General features: G+C 62.5%; 19 protein-coding genes. 9 read left to right on the top strand and 10 right to left on the bottom strand.

Annotated features, from left to right (window positions below; translation table 11 throughout):
* Positions 1-7: 7 nt before the first annotated feature.
* The gene (gene rdgB / locus FGM15_08275; protein MBU3665854.1) at positions 8-610 is read left to right on the top strand and encodes an RdgB/HAM1 family non-canonical purine NTP pyrophosphatase; all 603 of its coding nucleotides are present in this window, start codon (positions 8-10) and stop codon (positions 608-610) included.
* Here the strand turns inward: rdgB and FGM15_08270 are convergent.
* Positions 607-948 carry a hypothetical protein gene (locus FGM15_08270; GenBank protein MBU3665853.1) on the bottom strand — a complete coding sequence of 114 codons (342 nt, stop codon included), beginning with the start codon at positions 946-948 and terminating at the stop codon, positions 607-609. The genes rdgB and FGM15_08270 overlap by 4 nt on opposite strands.
* Before the next feature lie 325 nt (positions 949-1,273).
* On the bottom strand, positions 1,274-2,074 hold the full coding sequence (locus FGM15_08265; protein ID MBU3665852.1) for a MotA/TolQ/ExbB proton channel family protein: 801 nt from the start codon (positions 2,072-2,074) through the stop codon (positions 1,274-1,276).
* Between FGM15_08265 and FGM15_08260 the strand changes: the two genes are divergently transcribed.
* Genes FGM15_08260 through priA form a run of 5 tightly spaced genes read left to right on the top strand, consistent with a single transcriptional unit; the run spans position 2,073 to position 8,010 of the window.
* A complete protein-coding gene (locus tag FGM15_08260; GenBank protein ID MBU3665851.1) occupies positions 2,073-3,662 on the top strand; it encodes an excinuclease ABC subunit UvrC in 1,590 nt (529 codons plus the stop codon). The two genes, FGM15_08265 and FGM15_08260, sit on opposite strands and share 2 nt — an antisense overlap.
* Positions 3,663-3,679: 17 nt before the next feature.
* Positions 3,680-4,144, top strand: a complete 465-nt coding sequence (locus FGM15_08255) for a tetratricopeptide repeat protein (GenBank protein MBU3665850.1) — start codon at positions 3,680-3,682, stop codon at positions 4,142-4,144.
* A complete protein-coding gene (locus FGM15_08250) occupies positions 4,144-5,292 on the top strand; it encodes a beta-lactamase family protein (GenBank protein MBU3665849.1) in 1,149 nt (382 codons plus the stop codon). The genes FGM15_08255 and FGM15_08250 overlap by 1 nt, the downstream gene beginning before the upstream one ends.
* Before the next feature lie 26 nt (positions 5,293-5,318).
* On the top strand, positions 5,319-5,738 hold the full coding sequence (locus FGM15_08245; GenBank protein ID MBU3665848.1) for a YjbQ family protein: 420 nt from the start codon (positions 5,319-5,321) through the stop codon (positions 5,736-5,738).
* 46 nt (positions 5,739-5,784) lie between these two features.
* Complete coding sequence (gene priA / locus FGM15_08240) at positions 5,785-8,010, top strand: primosomal protein N' (protein MBU3665847.1); 2,226 nt, start codon at positions 5,785-5,787, stop codon at positions 8,008-8,010.
* 84 nt (positions 8,011-8,094) lie between these two features.
* On the opposite strand, the gene FGM15_08235 is transcribed toward priA, so the two are convergent.
* Positions 8,095-9,087 (bottom strand): hypothetical protein, encoded by a 993-nt coding sequence (locus FGM15_08235; GenBank protein MBU3665846.1) that lies wholly within the window; start codon positions 9,085-9,087, stop codon positions 8,095-8,097.
* Positions 9,084-9,953, bottom strand: coding sequence for a 1,4-dihydroxy-2-naphthoate polyprenyltransferase (locus tag FGM15_08230; protein ID MBU3665845.1), 870 nt, complete (start codon positions 9,951-9,953; stop codon positions 9,084-9,086). Before FGM15_08230 ends, FGM15_08235 begins: the two co-directional genes overlap by 4 nt.
* A 213-nt stretch (positions 9,954-10,166) precedes the next feature.
* On the opposite strand from FGM15_08230, the gene FGM15_08225 reads away from it, so the two are divergent.
* Positions 10,167-11,030 carry an alpha/beta hydrolase gene (locus tag FGM15_08225; protein ID MBU3665844.1) on the top strand — a complete coding sequence of 288 codons (864 nt, stop codon included), beginning with the start codon at positions 10,167-10,169 and terminating at the stop codon, positions 11,028-11,030.
* A 40-nt stretch (positions 11,031-11,070) separates the two neighbouring features.
* Here the strand turns inward: FGM15_08225 and FGM15_08220 are convergent, their stop codons facing one another.
* From FGM15_08220 to FGM15_08210, 3 genes are read right to left on the bottom strand one after another with little or no spacing between them, the layout of a single operon-like run.
* Positions 11,071-12,081, bottom strand: a complete 1,011-nt coding sequence (locus FGM15_08220) for a DUF72 domain-containing protein (GenBank protein MBU3665843.1) — start codon at positions 12,079-12,081, stop codon at positions 11,071-11,073.
* Positions 12,082-12,095: 14 nt separating this feature from the next.
* Complete coding sequence (trxA, locus tag FGM15_08215) at positions 12,096-12,425, bottom strand: thioredoxin (GenBank protein ID MBU3665842.1); 330 nt, start codon at positions 12,423-12,425, stop codon at positions 12,096-12,098.
* Positions 12,426-12,454: 29 nt separating this feature from the next.
* Positions 12,455-13,363 (bottom strand): hypothetical protein, encoded by a 909-nt coding sequence (locus FGM15_08210; GenBank protein ID MBU3665841.1) that lies wholly within the window; start codon positions 13,361-13,363, stop codon positions 12,455-12,457.
* Between the two features lie 192 nt (positions 13,364-13,555).
* Here FGM15_08210 and rpsN point away from each other — a divergent pair, with 192 nt between their 5' ends.
* Positions 13,556-13,825 carry a 30S ribosomal protein S14 gene (rpsN, locus tag FGM15_08205; protein ID MBU3665840.1) on the top strand — a complete coding sequence of 90 codons (270 nt, stop codon included), beginning with the start codon at positions 13,556-13,558 and terminating at the stop codon, positions 13,823-13,825.
* 95 nt (positions 13,826-13,920) lie between these two features.
* The gene (locus tag FGM15_08200; GenBank protein MBU3665839.1) at positions 13,921-15,303 is read left to right on the top strand and encodes an HlyC/CorC family transporter; all 1,383 of its coding nucleotides are present in this window, start codon (positions 13,921-13,923) and stop codon (positions 15,301-15,303) included.
* A 15-nt stretch (positions 15,304-15,318) separates the two neighbouring features.
* Here the strand turns inward: FGM15_08200 and FGM15_08195 are convergent, their stop codons facing one another.
* Genes FGM15_08195 through FGM15_08185 form a run of 3 tightly spaced genes read right to left on the bottom strand, consistent with a single transcriptional unit; the run spans position 15,319 to position 16,907 of the window.
* Positions 15,319-15,678 carry a translation initiation factor gene (locus FGM15_08195; protein ID MBU3665838.1) on the bottom strand — a complete coding sequence of 120 codons (360 nt, stop codon included), beginning with the start codon at positions 15,676-15,678 and terminating at the stop codon, positions 15,319-15,321.
* Positions 15,679-15,708: 30 nt separating this feature from the next.
* Positions 15,709-16,674: a magnesium transporter CorA gene (locus FGM15_08190; protein ID MBU3665837.1), complete on the bottom strand. Its 966-nt coding sequence runs from the start codon at positions 16,672-16,674 to the stop codon at positions 15,709-15,711.
* Positions 16,671-16,907 (bottom strand): hypothetical protein, encoded by a 237-nt coding sequence (locus FGM15_08185; GenBank protein MBU3665836.1) that lies wholly within the window; start codon positions 16,905-16,907, stop codon positions 16,671-16,673. The genes FGM15_08190 and FGM15_08185 overlap by 4 nt, the downstream gene beginning before the upstream one ends.
* Positions 16,908-16,978: the final 71 nt, after the last annotated feature.

The raw sequence follows: 16,978 nt of genomic DNA, 5'->3' as shown, positions 1-16,978 counted from the left end.
GCCGGGAATGACGAACGTGTCAAAGAAACGCCTGCTTCTGGCCACGCGCAATCCTCACAAAACACGCGAGGTTCGGGAGATTCTGGGGGACGGCTGGGAAGTGAATGACCTGACCGCCCTTGCCGGAGTTCCGGAGGCCGAGGAAAGCGGCGCCACCTTCGAGGAAAACGCGCGCATCAAGGCGCTGTCCGCATCGCCGCATTACGACGGGTGGGCTTTGGCGGACGATTCGGGTCTGGAGGTGGACGCGCTCGGAGGCGCGCCCGGCGTGCACTCGGCGCGCTTTGCCGGGGAGTCCGCCTGCATGGAGCAGAACCGCGCCCTGCTGTTGGAAAAAATGAAAGGCTTGGGCGGCGAAGGGCGCCGGGGGAGATTCCGCTGCGTTCTGGCCCTGGCGAAAAGCGGCGCTGTCGTCCGCACGTTCTCCGGTGCGGTGGAAGGAATCATCGCGGAGACTGAACGCGGCGAGGGAGGCTTCGGCTACGATCCGTTGTTTGTGCCCGAGGGTGGCGAGCGCACATTCGCGGAAATGACGGCTGCGGAAAAACACGCGCTCAGCCACCGTGGTCGCGCCTTGGCCCTGCTGCGCGATTTTCTCCGCGGCGGCTAACGCTGCGCAAGTTCGCGGTCGGCGATTTTCTGTGCGCGCAGGCCCTTGGTGTTGAAGCGGCTGATGATCCGCTCATCGACGCTCCACGGCGTGCAAGGGTAGTCCAAATACGGACGGTGGCCGCCCTGGCCCCAAGTCCCCAAAATCATGCGCCTCTCGTCGGGCCCATACCAGACCGTGGTTTCGTTGGGGGACTTGTAAGGTTCGCCGGCCACGGGCGCGTTGTAGGGCATCGGCTTGTAGGAATAGAATGGACCGTATTGCTCCCGGCGGTTTTCCGGCGTGGCACACGCCGCGATTGCCAGGCAAGCGAGGGGCAGAAGAGGGGACAGACGCACGGATCTCTCTTATCCTGTGCCGCCGCGGAATCCAGCAAAAACGGTTCCAGAACCTATCCTAAAACCTGGCGCGGTGGCGTTGCGGATAATTTTCGTTTGTGGCAAGGAGCAAGCGATGTGGCTGTATCCTCTGCGATACAGTCCCGGGCGCCGCGACGCAGCCACGGAAGAAAAGCGCCGCAACCCTCTCGGGCAGGGCCATGGCGGGGCGTCTGGCGGCGTTGCTTCGCCAGTCACGATGCGCAGAGGCATCGCTCCCTTGCTCGCGCCTTGCTATCCGCTCCGCTATGACCCTGCGCCACCCCGCGAGGTTTTGGGATAGGTTCTAGTGCCCCCGCGAGAAGGCCACGGCAAGCAGGGCGACAAGGCGCGTCGATGCAGCCTCCAACTCGGCAATGAGGGCCTGCACGCGTCCGCGGAAGAAGGCGTAAGCCGCCATGGCGGGGATGCCGATGAGAAGTCCGGCCGCCGTGGTGACGAGTGCCTCGGAAACCCCTTCCGCCAGCATGATGGGACGCGAGGCGACGATGTCGCTGGCTACCACGCTGAAAGATTTGATCATGCCCAGCACCGTGCCGAACAATCCGAGCATCGGCGCGATGGTCCCGATGTCGGCCAAGTATGCGATGCGCTGGTTGAGCGCGGCCGCCTGCCGGGTGCCCTCGGTCTCGGCGATTTCGCGTGCTTCGGCGAATGTCGCGTCGGGGTGCTGGGTCACGAAATCCAATGTTTTTTGCATCACTCCCGCCACGGCTTCACGATGCCGGTTGGAGATGGCCAGCAGCCCGAGGTAGTCACGCTTGCGCAAGAGCGCATCGGCCGTCGTCATGTAGCGCTTGGTCACGATCGCACCGCGCCGCAGCGTGAATAGATAAACGATGACAAGCGTTACGCCGATGACGGACAGGATTCCGAGCGGGATCATGACCGGACCGCCCGACACGATCACCTGCCACAGGCTCGACTCGGGCTGCGGCACCGGAGACGGCGCGGCTTGGGCAAATGCGACGGAGGGCGCGGCGGCCAGCAGGACGAAGGGTCTCATCTGACCGTCCAAATTATAGGATGTCGCCCGCGATGCAAGGATGGCGGAGCCCCCGATGAAGGCTATATTCGGATTCACCATGCCGCCTGCCAAGGAGAGACCCGATTTGCGCGCACGCCTGCACGAGGTGCCGCACAAACCTGGTGTTTACCTCATGCGGGACAGGCTTGGCCGCGTTATCTACGTGGGCAAGGCCCGCGACCTGCGCAAGCGCCTGGCCCAATATTTCACTCCGGCGCGTTCGCGCCTGGCCGACCTGAAAACGCGCGCCCTGTTGGATTCAGTCTGGGACTTCAGCCTGCATGTCGTTCGTTCGGACGCGGAAGCCGTTTTGCTCGAAGGAAGGCTGATCAAAGAATACCGCCCGAAATACAACGTGTCGTTCCGCGACGACAAAAATTTCCTCCAGCTCAAAGTCAATCTCGACGACCCGTTTCCGCGTTTCACGCTTGTGCGGCTCAAAAAAAACGACGGTGCCCGCTACTACGGACCCTACGCGCACTCCGGTGCGCTGCGCGCGACCCTGGCCATATTGCAGCGCAAATTCGGACTGCGCTCCTGCCGTCCGCGCGTGCCCGGCGAAAAGGATTACCGGCATTGCCACGACGACATCATCAAAAACTGCTCGGCGCCATGTATCGGCAAAATCAGCGAGGCGGACTACCGCGCGCGCGTGCTGGAGGCCTGCGCGTTTCTCGAGGGGCGAAGCAAGGAAATCCCCGGTGAGCTTGAGGAGGAAATGCGGGCCGCCGCGGCCAAACATGATTTCGAAAAAGCCGCCGCGCTGCGCGATCTCATCACCGCGTTGCGTCGCACCGCGGCCCGTTCCCGTCGTTTTCTGCGGGGAGACTCCCTCCCTTCGACCCAGGATCCAAAGGGGGATTTGGCGGCGCTCGGAGAGGCGCTCGGCCTGGGGCGCCCGCCCGCCGTCATGGAATGCTTCGACATTTCGAACATCACGGCGACCCACATCGTGGCCTCGATGGTGCGTTTCAAAGACGGCGTGCCGGACCGCACGAATTACCGCCGCTACCGGATCAGGACGGTCAAAGGTCAGGACGACTTCGCCAGCATGGCGGAGGTTGTCCGGCGGAGGTATTCGTGGTTGCTGGCGCAGGCGCGCGAAGTCGGGTCCGATGAGGCCGAGTTTTCGCAGGAGGAACCGGGCGAGGCGGTGGCGCGTCTTCGCCTTCCCGATTCCATGCGTTTGCCCGACCTGATCATTGTCGATGGCGGCCGGGGCCAACTCTCCAGCGCCTGCGCCGAACTTGCGCGCCTAGGCCTTCGCGGACAACCCGTGATCGGCCTGGCCAAGGAGCGCGAGGAAATTTATTTCCCGCACGATCCGCAGCCGTTGCGCCTGCCCCACGACAATGGTGCCCTGCAAATGTTGCAACGCATCCGCGACGAGGCGCACCGCGTGGCCAATTCCTATCACCGGCTGCTTATGAAGCGGCGGATTTCGGAGAGCCGGCTCGACGATATCGAGGGAATCAATGCATCGCGCAAGAAGGCATTGCTCCGCGCGTTCGGATCGGTGGAGCGTCTGCGCCGCGCCCCTCTGGAAGAGATCGCGGCGGTGCCCGGCATGGGGCCGAGGCTGGCCGGGGAAATCAAGGGGGCTTTGGGGCGCGACCGGGCGAAACATTTGCACACGCGCCGTGTTTGAACTTAGCTAACCGCCTCGTGCTGCAACACCACATCAACGCGGCCCAAGGCTACATGGAGTTGGGCATGCCCGACGAAGCGCTGGCGGAACTCGAGCGTGTTCCCTCCGGGGAGCGCGGCAGCGAAGACGCCGTGCAGCTGCGCGTCTACATTCTCATGCGCTCGCAGCGCTGGCAGCAGGCTTTGGCGGCTTGCGAGGAGCTGCGGGCTGCGCGCCCGGGATTCCCGCTTGCTTACATCCACGGCGCTTTTTGCCTGCATGAACTCGGTCGCACGGCCGAGGCCGTGGCACTTTTGAACCGGGGCCCCGAGTCGCTGCAGCGGGAACCGGTCTATTTCTACAACCTCGGCTGCTACCACGCGGTGCTGGGCGATCCGGACGAAGCGAAGAAATGTCTCCGCACCAGCTTCGGCATGGACGGGAAATTTCGCGAGGTCGCGCGCCATGATCCCGACCTTTCCGGTTTGAGCGGAAGATTCTGATGCGGCCTCTTGATGAACAGGCGCTCTCGCGTGTGCGTGCGGCGTTCGAGGAAAACTTCGTGCGTGGCGAGGAGTTGGGGGCCGAGGTTTGTGTTTGGCAGGACGGTGACGAGGTGCTGCGGTTGCACGACGGCTGGCGCGATGCGGGGCATGCGGAACGGTGGGATGGAAAAACGCTCGTGCTTGTTTGGTCGGCCACGAAAGGCCCGGCTGCCGCCTGCGTGCTGCATGCGCTGCAGACGGCGGGCATCGGTCTCGAGACGCCCGTGGCCGAGGTGTGGCCGGAGTTCGGGGCCGCGGGAAAAGAACAAATCACTCTGGCGCAGTTGCTCGCCCACCGCGCCGGCATGGCGGTGCTCGAACGCGAGGGACTCCATGTTTCCGATCTTGAAGCCGTTGCTGCCGCGCTGGCTGCGCAACATCCAAACTGGCCGCCGGACACAGCCCATGGTTACGCGCCGCGCACATCGGGTTTTTGGCTCGATGCCATCGTTCGCCGCCTTGCGCAAAAGTCCCTCGGTCGGTATTGGCGGGAGAACTTCGCCGATCCGCTCGGTTTGGATTTCTGGATCGGTCTTCCTGACGAATACCACGGGCGCATGGCGCGTTTGCAGGCCGCACGTCTCAAGGATTTGAAAGAGCCCGGACCTTTCGAACATGCGCTGGCCGATCCCTCCTCACTCACCGCGCGAGCGTTCGCACAGCCGGCGGGGGTGGCGGGGGCGGCCGCGACCAACCGCTCGGAGGTTTGGCGTGTGGAAAATCCCTCGTTTGGCGGGATCGGCAGCGCCTGTGCCCTGGCGAAATTCTACGACAGCCTCGCATGCGGAAAGTTTTTCCATGGTCCTTGGCGCGAAGCGCTGACGACGCGCTTGAGTAATGGACCGGATCTTGTTCTGTGCCAGCCGACCGCATTCTCCGCAGGCTTCATGATGGACCCGGTCGATGCATCCGGCGCGAAGCTGCGGTTTACTTTGGGGGCTTCGATCAACGCGTTCGGACATCCCGGTGCCGGCGGGAGCCTGGCCTTCGCCGATCCCGAAAACCGGATAGGCTTCGCTTACGTGATGAACCGCATGGAAAACGGCGTGCTGCGCGAGTCGCGGCCCGCGCGTCTGGTAAAAGCGCTTTACGGGGTCGGGGGTTGACGGATGAATGCGGAAAGCTCTTTTGCATGATTGCCAAAACCGCAAACTTTGAAGTCCGCACGCGCGGCCGCGGCAGCTACGAGATCACGGATGAAGTGTCGCGCATTTTGAATTCCTCGGGAATGCGCGAGGGAATTGTGACTGTCTTCGTGCGCCACACCAGCGCCAGTCTCGTCATTTTCGAAAACGCCGACCCTTCCGCGCGCGAGGATTTGCACGAGTTTCTCGACCGCATCGCGCCCGATGGTGAAGCGTGGCATGTGCACACCATGGAAGGCCCCGACGACACAGCCAGTCATCTCCGCATGGCCCTGACCCGCACAAGCGAAACAATACCCGTAGCGGGCGGCCGGATGGTCCTCGGGACCTGGCAGGGCATTTTCCTCCTTGAACACCGCCACGCACCCCACCGGCGGGAAATCACCGTGGCCGTGGTCGGGGTTTGAGCGCGGCGCTTCTTGAGGCGGCCGACGGACCGGTTAGCATTGCGCAATGCCCCGATTCGCCCAAGTGATCCTCGACCGCTCGACGGGCAAGGAGCTGGATTATGAAATTCCGGCGGGTTGGGAGGCGCGCATCGCGCCGGGTTCGAGGGTGCGCGTTCCGCTGCGCAACCGCCAAGTCATCGGAACGGTCATGTCCGTGTCCGACACGACTGCGGCCAAGGGTGTGCGTCCCATCGCCTCGGTGATGGACGAGCGCCCGCAGATGACGCCTGTGCTGATGCGCCTGGCGAAGTGGATGGCCGATTATTACGCGTGTGACGAGCAGGACGCTTTGCGTTGCATTTTGCCCCGCGCCGTCCGCAAGACGGGTCATGCGCCGCTCAAACGCAACTTCGCCGCACTCGCGCGGAAGGTGAGTGCCGAGGAAATAGCCGCGCTTCGTGTGAAGGCGCCGCGGCAGGCGGCAATCGTCGATCATCTCCAAACATCCGGACCCTTGCCCGTCGCGAAGCTGACCGCCGAGACAGGTTCTTCCGACGCCGCGCTAAGGGCCTTGGCGCGGCGTGGCATGGTCTCAATCACGTCCGAGGAAGTGCGGCGTGCTCCGCTCGCATCGCACGACTTCGTCGCGTCGAAACCGCCGAAGTTGAGCGCCGAGCAGGAGCAGGCACTTGAAAGACTGCGTCCGGCCCTCTGCGATCCCGCAAAACACAAGCCGGTCGTCCTCAAAGGCATCACGGGCAGCGGCAAGACCGAGGTTTACCTCCGGGCCATCGCCGAGGTGCTCGACGCAGGAAAGACCGCGCTTGTGCTCGTGCCGGAAATCTCGCTCACGCCGCAGACGGTGGAACGCTTCAGTTCACGTTTTGCGCCCGAGGGTATCGAAGTCGCCGTGCTGCACAGCCACCTCAGCGAAGGCGAGCGCCACGACGAATGGCACCGCGTGCGGGACGGGAAGGCGCGCATCGTCATCGGTGCGCGCGGCGCGGTTTTCGCCCCGTTGGAAAACCTCGGTCTCATCGTTGTCGACGAGGAGCACGACACGTCCTACAAGCAGGACGAAGGTCCCCGATACCATGCTCGCGACTTGGCTGTCGTCCGCGGGAACATGGAGCCGTGCGCTGTGCTGCTCGGATCGGCCACGCCGTCCCTTGAAAGCTTCGAAAATTGCCGCAAGGGCAAATACGAACTGCTCGAACTGACGCACCGTCACGACGGATGCGTCCTGCCTGTGTTCCGGGTCGTCGATATGCGTCTGCGCAGCAAGGACGGCGAACGCAGCGACCAGTTCATCTCGCCGAAGCTTGCGTCCGCCGTCGAGGCGCGCCTCGCAAAAAACGAGCAGACGATTCTTTTTCTCAACCGCCGCGGATTCTTCACTGTCCTCGCCTGCAAGGCCTGCGGCAAAAAGATCGAGTGTCCGCACTGCAGTGTGTCATTGGCGTTGCACCGTGCCGAGGACCGCGCGCGTTGCCACATTTGCGGCTACGCCGAGAAGCCGCCGCGGCGGTGTCCGCAGTGCCATGACCCGCAGATCGCTTTCAGCGGTGTGGGCACGGAAAAAGTCGAGGCCGCCGTGCGCAAGATGTTTCCGCAGGCGAGAGTCGCACGGATGGATTCCGACACCATGACGCGGAAGAACGCGTATCACGAGACGCTCGGTTCCTTCCGTGCGCGCAAGATCGACATTCTGGTCGGCACGCAAATGATCGCCAAGGGCCTGCACTTTCCGGGGGTCACCTTGGTCGGGATCATCAGCGCCGATTCCGCCCTGCATTTGCCCGACTTCCGCGCCGGGGAACGCACCTTTCAGCTCCTCGTCCAAGTGGCCGGCCGCGCCGGTCGCGGTGATGCCGAGGGCGAGGTGATCGTGCAGACTTTCACGCCGTCGCACCCTTCGCTGCAATTCGCCAAGTCGCACGATTTCGATGGATTTGCCGTGCACGAACTCGAGATGCGCAAAAATTTCGGGCATCCGCCGTTCTCGCATCTCGTGCTGATCACCGCGCGGGCCGACACGGAACAGAAAGCAGAGTTCGCCTCACGGACGCTCGCGCAAAAGCTGTCCGCAGCCGTGCCGCCATCCGTCATGGTGAGTCCCGCTGCACCTGCGCCGCTTGCGCGGGTCCGGGGGATGTATCGCTACCAAGTCGTGGCGCGCGGAAAGCAAATCCGCGCGCTCACCCAAGCGATCAAAGACTCATTGAAGGCGATAAAGTTGCCCAAGGACACGCATGTGGTGGTGGACGTCGATCCCATGGCGGTGCTCTGATGCGTGAAGTGACCTCGGCATCTGTCCGCAGCGGTTCGTTGTTTATCCCCGGCGATTTACGGACACAAGGTGCGTGGCGCGCTGTTATTCGCGCGCGAGGTCGGACCAGCGAAGAGCTGCAAGTTCGTCATCGAAGCCGAAGCCTGTTCCCGGCGGCGGTATAGTTTGCGGGCCGCGTGTTTTGATTTGTTCGCTGAAGGTGTCGGCCGCGTAAAGACCGGTGGCTTGGAGCCCGCCGTTGCGAACGAGATCGCCGTGTCTCTGGCGCAGGCGCATCGCGGTCCAGAGCGCGACGCTTTGCCCGAGCGGATGATCCATACTGTGGGTCACGACGATTTCCATGCCGGCGTGAGCAGCAGAGAGGGCGAGCGAAAAAGCATCCTGTGAGGCGGGTTTGATCACGAGGATCTGCGCGCCGGGCCATGGGGCTGCGGAGAATGGCGGGAGTTCCCAGTCAAGGGCGAGAGGCAGCTTTGCATGTATCGAAAGCTCAGACCATTTATCCGGATTGTAAGCGCAAGGATCTTCGAGGAATTCGATGTTTTGGCGGATGGAAGGAGAGAGTTTGGAGAGCCAGGCTTCCGTTTTATTGCTGCCGGTGCCGAATGCACCGTTCGCATCGAGGCGCCAACGCAGGGGAATATCCGCGAGGGCATTCAGTGCATCCGATTCGCGTGCCGGATCACGTCTGATCTTGAGTTTGGCAACCTCATAACCATCCGCGTCGCATTGTTCGAAGACGTCGAGGGGGGCTGACACCCATTCCGTAAAGAGGGCGTGGCTTCGGACCTCGGGCAGACCCTCGAAAAGGGAAACACCCGCGCATCGCGCGGCCGCATCGGTGCGCGCATGGCGGAGGGCAAGGTTGGCCAAATGCGTCGGTTGGCCTTTGGAAAGCGATGCCAAGTGTTCTTCGAGCGGCGCATGGCCGAATTCGGTCCACGGATGCAGATCGGCGTAGCCAACTGCCGCATCTTCGAAGGTGACTTCGATCAGGGCGCCGCTGCGTGGCGAGTGCGCAGCGCGCCAGCGATCTGGTCCGGGTTGCAGCGTGTAATGGTGCGCGCGGATTTTCACGGGATGATGAATCCGGCGGCGAGGAGAAGTCCGAAGACCGCGTGGAGCGCGGCAGCTTGGGCGAGGAGTTGGTTGACGCTGCGATCGGGTTGCGCTTCGAGACAGGCGCGCGTCAACCACCATGCATGCGGCAAGGTTATCAGCGGCAGCATGAATGCCCAGAAGCAGCCCAGCGGCAGCCACAGAATGCCGAGGACAAAAGGTGCGAGAATGAGCGTTGCGTTTTCCCGCCGGGCGAAGACCAATCCGAAACGCGCGGCCAATGTGCGTTTGTGCGCGGCGCGATCGGACTCTATGTCGCGCAAGTTGTTCACCGCGAGCAGCACGCTGGAGTGGAGTCCGATTTGCAGTCCGGCCAGGAGTGCCGCGGGCGAAAGTTCGAGCGTGTTGAGGTAAAAGGTGCCCGCCACCGCGACAAGGCCGAAGAAAAGGACCACGAAGATTTCGCCGAGCCCGAGGTAGGCCAACGGGAAAGGCCCGCCCGTGTAAGCGTAAGCGAAAAGCATGGAAAGAGCGCCTATGGCGACAATCGGCCATCCGCCCCGCACGACGAGTGGAATGGAAAATAGCACGGCGAGCGCGAGGCACGCCGCGCCGGCGCGCATCACGTCCGGGGCCGGAAGCAGGCCGGCGGATGTGACCCGCACCGGGCCGATGCGGCCGGAGGCATCGGCGCCCTTGGCATGATCGATGGCGTCATTGAAGTAATTTGTCGCGATTTGGATCAGGACGGCACACGCGACAATCAAGGCTGTGGTGACGGGATCAAACATGCCCGCAGCGAACGCCAGCGCCGCTCCGGCAAGCACGGGAATAATGCCTGCACCCAAAGTGCGGGGCCTTGCGGCAAGGATCCAAGGATTCATCGTTCTGATGGCAGGCGGATCGCGGGTCCCGGTCAATCTTTGTCTGTGTTTTCCCGTCGCTTGTCTCGCACGGCTCTTCCGCCTTGTGTGCTGGGAATCGCTTAGTTCCCTGTATTCCGGCGGCATCTGCCGGTGACGTGCGGGGTCCTTTGTGTGTGCGCAATAAGAAGAGATTGACCGCAGATAGTGCAAGGGGCACAGAGGAGACCCGTGATGAGGATGCAGCGGCCCCCGCGGAGCATGGCAACGCTTCACCTCATGGTTTTGCTGGCGGCGAATGCTTTGGCGGGGGAACGGATCGAGACTTTGAGGGTGGACTCCGATGACGCAGCCATTCCTTCGCGCGAGTTGCGAGTCTGGCTGCCGCCGGGCTATGACGACGGCGAAGCGCGCTTTCCGGTGCTGTATTTTCACGACGGACAGAATGTGTTCCGCCCGGGCGGACCAATCGGCTGCTGGTTCGCGGAGGATGCCGCGGCGGAAGAAATGAAAGCCGGACGACTGCGCGAGGCGATCATTGTGGCTGTGCCGAACAACGAGGCAGATGCGGGGAACGCGCGCATCACGGAATACCAACCTCCTTCCGATGTGAATCCGCGGGATGCTTCGCGCGGCAACGGAATCTGCGATCGCTACGCCAAGTTTTTTCTCAATAAAGTGAAGCCGGCGATCGATGGGAAATACCGCACGCTGCCGGAAAAAGAAAACACCGCCGTTGCCGGTTCTTCGATGGGCGGACTTGTTTCGCTGTGGCTCGGGCTGAACACGGATGCTTTCGGCTCGGTCGGCGTTTTTTCGCCCGCGTTTTGGACGAGTCCGAATTTCACCGAAGCGGTCAAGGCCGGGTCCAAGAAGGACAGCCTGCGCATCTACATGGACATGGGAACGGAAGAAACAGGCAATCTGACGGGCGACTACTGGCAGGACGCATTGGCCGTCCGCGAGGCGTTGCTCAAACAGGGGTATGTCGAAGGCGGGGATTTCTTGTGGAATCCGGGTGAGGGTGACGGGCACAACGAGAAGGCTTGGGCCAGACGCCTGCCGGTCGCGTTGAGGTTTTTGCTCCCGAAAATGTAGTGACGAATTTCCAAAACGGCCGGCGACGAGGACGAGCCCGCTACAACTTGATGTCTAGCGCGGCGGCGATGGTGTTGGGCGAATTGCCTTCGAGCCGGTTGTTCACAAAGGCGTAGGAAGGACACGCGGTCGGTGCCGCGACGCTGCGTTGGATGAGCGAGCGCAGGGCGGCACGGGCTTCTTTGTTCGTTTCTTTCGTCTCGGCGTAAGGCTGGAATTCTTTGACCGCCTGTTCGTAAGCACGCCCGGGTCTCAGGAGAAATCGCGCGGTGAAAAAGTCTGTTGTGAAGGCCCCGGGTATTGCCATCTGTTCCTCGACGGGCGGCATGCGCGTCCAACTGTTGAAGACATGCGTGACGTTGTGCGTGCGAAGGACATCGAAATATTCCGGACGCAGCAGTTTGGCGTTGCGCACCTCGACGCCGTATTGCCAGTTGGCGGGGAGGCGTCCGAGAAATTCGTCGAGCAAGACAATGAAGTCGCGCAGCCGTGCAAAGTGGGCCGGATAAAACGCGGAGAACTCGAAGATGAGGACACCGGTCTTTTTTCGATGGGGTGAAAGCGGACCGAGAAACGCGTCGACGAAGAGCCCGGCGTCGAGGAAATGCCGGTTGTCCGTGCCCGCGCGGTCGCCGAAGCGCTCGAGCTTCGGGAATTTTTTCACCGTGATCTCGTCGGTGACTTTGAACGACAGGCGGAAGTTGTCCGGCACCTGCGCGCAGAGATTCGCGAGGTATTTTTCCGAGGGGAAGCGGTAGTAGCCGGCATCGACGCAGACGGTGGGGAAGATTTCGGCGTATTCTTCAAGACATCCCGTCTCGAAGCGTTTGTGCGAGAGCTTTCCGCGCGCGATGTAGCGCTGCTCGTCGTAGATCTGCCCGAGCCAGCCCTCGTATTTCCATGAGGAGGTGCCGAGGAACAGGTTGGTGTCGCGTGCGAGATGCGCGGTTTCCCGGGCGAGTGCCGCGGGGAGGGCCCGAGAGGAGGCAGGTTGAAGGCTGAGGTTTGGGAGATCCCGCTTATGAGGGCTGGATTTTCCCTCAACTGTCATCGCTCGGCCATGAACTACATCAGGGCTTTGAGCCGCGCCATGAGGTCGGCTTCGCCTTGAAGCCCGACGACCTGTTCGTGCACCTCGCCGTTTTTGAAGAAGAGCAGGGTGGGAATGGACGAGACGCGGAAGCGGCTGGCGACGCCGGGGGCTTCATCGACGTTGACCTTGGCCACGTAGGCTTGGCCGACGGTGGCATCGGCGATTTTGTCGAGCACCGGCGCGATCATGCGGCAGGGGCCGCACCACGGGGCCCAGAAATCCACGAGGACGGGAGCTGCTCCTTTGTTGATTTCCTTGTCGAAGTTGCTGTCGTCGAGTTGCAGGACGTTGGCGCTGGCCATGTTTGTGGGTTTGTTTGTTTGGATTTGTTTCAGAGGAACATCCACACTTGCATACCGAGGGCGGCGAGTGCCATCACCACGGCAGCGATTGCGAGAATGCCGGTAAGTTGGTCGGGAGCCGCAACCGAGGGTAGGGCTTCGATTTTTGCCTCGGTCTTTATGGCTGGAGCGGGTGTTGCCGCCGCGCTCGCTGTGCCGATTTTGACCGTGGCTTGCGGCGTCGGACGCGCGGGCGGAATGGCTTCCACCTTGGCGGTGCTCTTTTTGGCTTCCGCCGCAGCTGGCGGAGGTGCGGCCGCGGGTTTCAAGATCGCCGGAGCTGCTGCGGGGACCGGGGCGCCCGGCTTCAAGGGAGCCGGAGGTGCGGCAACGGCGCCGGGCGGTTTGGGAACCACGGGGCCGGCAGCGGCGGGTGCGATGGCTGGAGCGGGCGGTTTCGGTGCGCCAACGGGCGGCGCAGGGACAGGCGGCTTCGGAGCAGCAACAGCCCCAGGAGCCGGCGGAGCAGGAGGTTTTGCAGCGGCCGGCTGAGCGGGAATCGGAGGTTTCGAGGCCGCTCCCGAAGGCGTGGGAACCGGTTGGGCGCCGGGAGGTTTGGGCACCGCGGGCATGGCGGTTGGTGCAGCGGGCTTGGGAGCAACAGGGGCGGCAACAGGAGGCTTGGGAGTTGCGGCGGTTGCTGGCGGCGTTGTGCCAAGCGATGCTGGAAGCGGAGGCTTGGGAGCAACCGGTGCACCGATGGCGGCTGGTTTTGGCGGCAGCGGAATGCCCGGTGGCTTGGGCGGTGCGGGCATGCTCGGAGGAGCGCCGGCAGCAGTGGGAAGGGGTTTGGGTGGAAGGTTGATCATCGCGGCTTCGCGGGGATTGGCTGCTGATGGCTTGCCGTCGCGCCGGGGCGGGAGGACGATTCTGACTGTTTCCTTTTTGGGCTCGTTCATGGCGGGGTTACTTCTTTTCCATTAGGGCCGTGGCGATGATGGGCCCGCCAGCGACAGAGTTGGTAGCATTGTCGCTCCCCCCGGTGGTGTCAATTCTTTCGAGCGTGCAATCGGGATTTTGGCTCTTTTTCCAAAACTGGCTTGCAAAGGCTCGATGGGATGCCCATTATGAACAGTTCATCAATTACCAACATGGCCAAGACTTCCTGGAAAGAGCGCGAAAAGCGCAAGCGGCAAACCGTAGAGAAATACGCGAAGCTGCGTGCCGAACTGAAAGCCAAGGGTGACTACCTCGCCCTTTCGCAACTGCCGCGCAACGCCAGCCCCGTCCGTCTGTCCAACCGCTGCCGCGTTTCCGGCCGCAAGCGTGCCTTCATCCGCGAGTTCCAGATGTCCCGACTGACTTTCCGCGAACTCGCCTGCGCCGGGCTCATCCCGGGTGTCACAAAAGCAAGCTGGTAAGGAGTTGCGCGCGGCGCCGCTCCGGTGCCGCAGATGTTCAAGCGGCCTGAGGCGGGCGCCGCTGGACATTACCCCCCGTCACTTGTCGCCTTCCCATGGATTCCACTTTTCCGATATCAGCATCGGCGCAGCGTGCCGAGCCTGACACGGTATTGTTCCAACTTCTTGCCGTTGCGATTCTGGTCGCGCTCAACGCCTTCTTCGTCGCTTTCGAGTTCGCCGTCGTCAAGGTGCGCGCATCACAGCTGGACGCGGAGTCGCTGCCCGGACGTCGCCGTGCCCGGGCTGCGCGCGAGATCCTGCGACACATGGAGGCCTACCTCTCGGCGGCACAACTAGGCATCACCCTCACGAGCCTCGGCCTCGGATGGTCCGGCGAACCGTTCGTGGCTCGGTTGTTGGCGCCCGTCCTCGGATCGCTGGGCGTCAGCCGTCCGGACCTCCTCGCGGCGCTCTCGTTCGCCCTTGCGTTCGGTATCATCACGTTCCTTCATATTGTCGTGGGCGAGCAGGCCCCGAAGATTCTCGCCATTCGCCGGGCGCGCCAGATCCTCCTGCTCTGCGCGTGGCCGATGCGTTTTTTCTACGCCATCTTCCGTCCGTTCATCCATGTCATAAACTTCTCCTCGGGCTGGCTGCTGCGCGTGGTGTTCCGTCTCAAGCCCGCGTCGGGCCACGAAACGGTCCACACGGCCGAGGAGCTGCGTTCCATTCTCGAGACGGGCGTGGAGGGCGAGGACGCGCCCGTGAGCGAACTTGGGAGGGAAATCCTCATCAACGCTCTCGATATGCGGAAGCGCGTGGTGCGCGACATCATGACGCCGCGCGGCGAGGTGGTCTTTCTCGATCTGGACGAGAGCTTCGACGCCAACCTCGGCACCGCGATGACGTCGCGGCACACAAGGTTCCCGCTTTGCCGCGGCCATCTGGACAAAGCCGTCGGCTTGATCCACATCAAGGACCTGATTGCGATGGTGCACGAGGAGCGTTCCGACCTGATGTCGATCAAGCGCGAGCTTGTCCACGTGCCCGAGCTGATGCCCTTGGAAAGATTGCTCAAGGTTTTCCTCGGAAAGGGCGCGCACCTCGCGCTGGCGGTGGATGAATACGGCGGGGCGGTCGGTATCGTCACGCTGGACAACGTGTTGGCGGAGTTGGTGGGTGAAATCCAGGACGAGTTCGACTCCGACGAAGCGGAGTATCGCAAAGTCGGGGAAGGGGAATTCCTGCTCGATGGCGGGATGGCGCTGCATGAACTCGGGGATCTTCTCGGCATCAAGGTCGAGAGTGCCGAGGTCAGCACGATCGGCGGCTACATCACGCACGAACTCGGACACCTTCCCGCGAAGGGCGAAAATATCGTTTTTGACGGCTATGAATTCACGGTGCGGCAGGCGGACGACCGGCGTGTGCTGTCCGTGCATGCGAAGCTTCTGCCGGATTCGGCGGAAGATGCCGGCGACCGCAAGGATGCCTGAGCGAATACGTTTGTCTCACCAGCCGCGTTTGACGGTGAATCCACGGGCTTCGAGCAGCGGTTGAAGCCGGTCGGGTTGGTCGCCTTGGATTTCGATTTTGCGCCCGAAGGTTTTTCCGCCGCAGCCGAGGGCTGTTTTGAGGTCGTGGAGCAGGTCTTCGAGTTTCGCCGTGCTCCAAGCAGGGGAAAATGCTTCGAGTACAAGGACTGTTTTGCCGCCGCGGTGCGCGGTTTCGCGACGCAGTAGCAGGCGCTCTTTCGGCTCCTTTTTCGGTGCGGGGCGCGTTGCAGATTCGGCCGGCGCATCACGGAGCGGTCCGAGATCGAGGGAGGCAAAGGGGTTTGTCCGCAGCTCCGGCGCGGCTTCCGTGGCGATGCGCTGTTTTTTCTCCCTCGCCACGAGTGATCAGCGCAGCCAGCGCTTTTTCTTGATGTAGATAAGCGGGAGGATGGCCGAGAGGAAAGTGAGCAGGATGGTCACGGGGAATCCCCACTTCCATGACAGCTCCGGCATGTAGGCGAAGTTCATGCCATACATCGTGCCGACCAGCGTGGGCGGGAGGAACACGGCGGTGAGGATGGTGAAGACTTTGACGATCTGGTTCTGCTGCATGTTGAGGATGCCCATCGATGCCTGCTGCAGATAGCGGACTTTGTCGTGTTCGAAAGCGAGGTGGTCCTTGATGCCGGCGACGTCGGCCGCCAGTTCGTTCACGCGGGCCTGCAACTCGGCCTCGGCGAATCCGTCCACCTCCGCGTTGAAGTAACGGACAACGCGCGCAAGCTGGAGGACGCTCTCGCCGCTCTGGGAAATGAAGTCCTCGTAGCGCGACAGCTCGGCGAGGAGTTCGCTGATTTCCGTCATGGTGCCGGTCTTTCCGGTCCCCAGTTCGGTCGGCATCTCGGCAATATTGTGCGACAATTGCTCGAGGTCCGTGCCGACGGCCTCGACGCGGTCGGCGACCGTTTCGCTGAGCGAGAAAAGCAGGCCCCAGAGGATTTTCTGAGGTGTCCCATAAAGATGGGCTTTGCGGCGAATGCGTTGGGCGAAAACAGCCACCGGCATCAGCTCGATCTCGTGCAACGTGACAACGCACTCTTCGTGCAGAATGAATGTGAGCTTGTTGACGCGCGTGTTGTTCTCCTCGTCCTTGCTGACCAACCCCATCGTCATGAACAGCGTGTCATCCTCGTGGTAGATCGTCGGGTGCTGGAGGGTGAGTTCGATGCCGAGGGCCGAACGCAGGATGTCTTTTTCCTCCGGCGTGGGGCGCAGAACATCGATCCACATGGCCTCGTGCAGTTCCTCGACCGTCTGCACTTCGCGGATGAAACGGAATGTTTCGCCGTCCTTGAAAAACGCGGTAATCATGGCCGGGTCGGTTCTTCCGGACGCACAGCGTGGGGCTCGCCCCCGGGAACACCGTAATGCGATGCGTGGCTTGGCGACGGGGAGGAGGTCTGGGTCTCCTGTCCGGCGGGTTGAAGGTGGTGGATGAGCAGAAGGACGCCGGCGATGAACAAATAAAGACCGATGACCGCCCAGATGACCTCGGTCTCGAGAGCGTGTCGTTTCTTTTCCGGCGCTGGCGTCTTGTCTGGCATGGCGTGTGCGTCCGGGGGAACCCCGAAGCAATGCCCCAACATCTGGACGGAAGAAAGCAAAAAGGGCGTTC

The sequence above is a fragment of the Chthoniobacterales bacterium genome, assembly GCA_018883245.1.
In the GTDB taxonomy this organism is placed as follows: domain Bacteria; phylum Verrucomicrobiota; class Verrucomicrobiia; order Chthoniobacterales; family JACTMZ01; genus JACTMZ01.
This window is presented reverse-complemented; position numbering and strand designations above follow the sequence as displayed.

Bases quoted from the DNA above. Each gene is read 5' to 3' on its own strand.
- rdgB (MBU3665854.1), top strand. From the start codon at position 8: ATGACGAACGTGTCAAAGAAACGCCTGCTTCTGGCCACGCGCAATCCT.
- FGM15_08260 (MBU3665851.1), top strand. From the start codon at position 2,073: ATGCCGCCTGCCAAGGAGAGACCCGATTTGCGCGCACGCCTGCACGAG.
- FGM15_08265 (MBU3665852.1), bottom strand. From the start codon at position 2,074: ATGGTGAATCCGAATATAGCCTTCATCGGGGGCTCCGCCATCCTTGCA.
- FGM15_08250 (MBU3665849.1), top strand. From the start codon at position 4,144: ATGCGGCCTCTTGATGAACAGGCGCTCTCGCGTGTGCGTGCGGCGTTC.
- FGM15_08245 (MBU3665848.1), top strand. From the start codon at position 5,319: ATGATTGCCAAAACCGCAAACTTTGAAGTCCGCACGCGCGGCCGCGGC.
- priA (MBU3665847.1), top strand. From the start codon at position 5,785: ATGCCCCGATTCGCCCAAGTGATCCTCGACCGCTCGACGGGCAAGGAG.
- FGM15_08230 (MBU3665845.1), bottom strand. From the start codon at position 9,953: ATGAATCCTTGGATCCTTGCCGCAAGGCCCCGCACTTTGGGTGCAGGC.
- FGM15_08225 (MBU3665844.1), top strand. From the start codon at position 10,167: ATGAGGATGCAGCGGCCCCCGCGGAGCATGGCAACGCTTCACCTCATG.
- FGM15_08220 (MBU3665843.1), bottom strand. From the start codon at position 12,081: ATGACAGTTGAGGGAAAATCCAGCCCTCATAAGCGGGATCTCCCAAAC.
- trxA (MBU3665842.1), bottom strand. From the start codon at position 12,425: ATGGCCAGCGCCAACGTCCTGCAACTCGACGACAGCAACTTCGACAAG.
- FGM15_08210 (MBU3665841.1), bottom strand. From the start codon at position 13,363: ATGAACGAGCCCAAAAAGGAAACAGTCAGAATCGTCCTCCCGCCCCGG.
- rpsN (MBU3665840.1), top strand. From the start codon at position 13,556: ATGGCCAAGACTTCCTGGAAAGAGCGCGAAAAGCGCAAGCGGCAAACC.
- FGM15_08200 (MBU3665839.1), top strand. From the start codon at position 13,921: ATGGATTCCACTTTTCCGATATCAGCATCGGCGCAGCGTGCCGAGCCT.
- FGM15_08190 (MBU3665837.1), bottom strand. From the start codon at position 16,674: ATGATTACCGCGTTTTTCAAGGACGGCGAAACATTCCGTTTCATCCGC.
- FGM15_08185 (MBU3665836.1), bottom strand. From the start codon at position 16,907: ATGCCAGACAAGACGCCAGCGCCGGAAAAGAAACGACACGCTCTCGAG.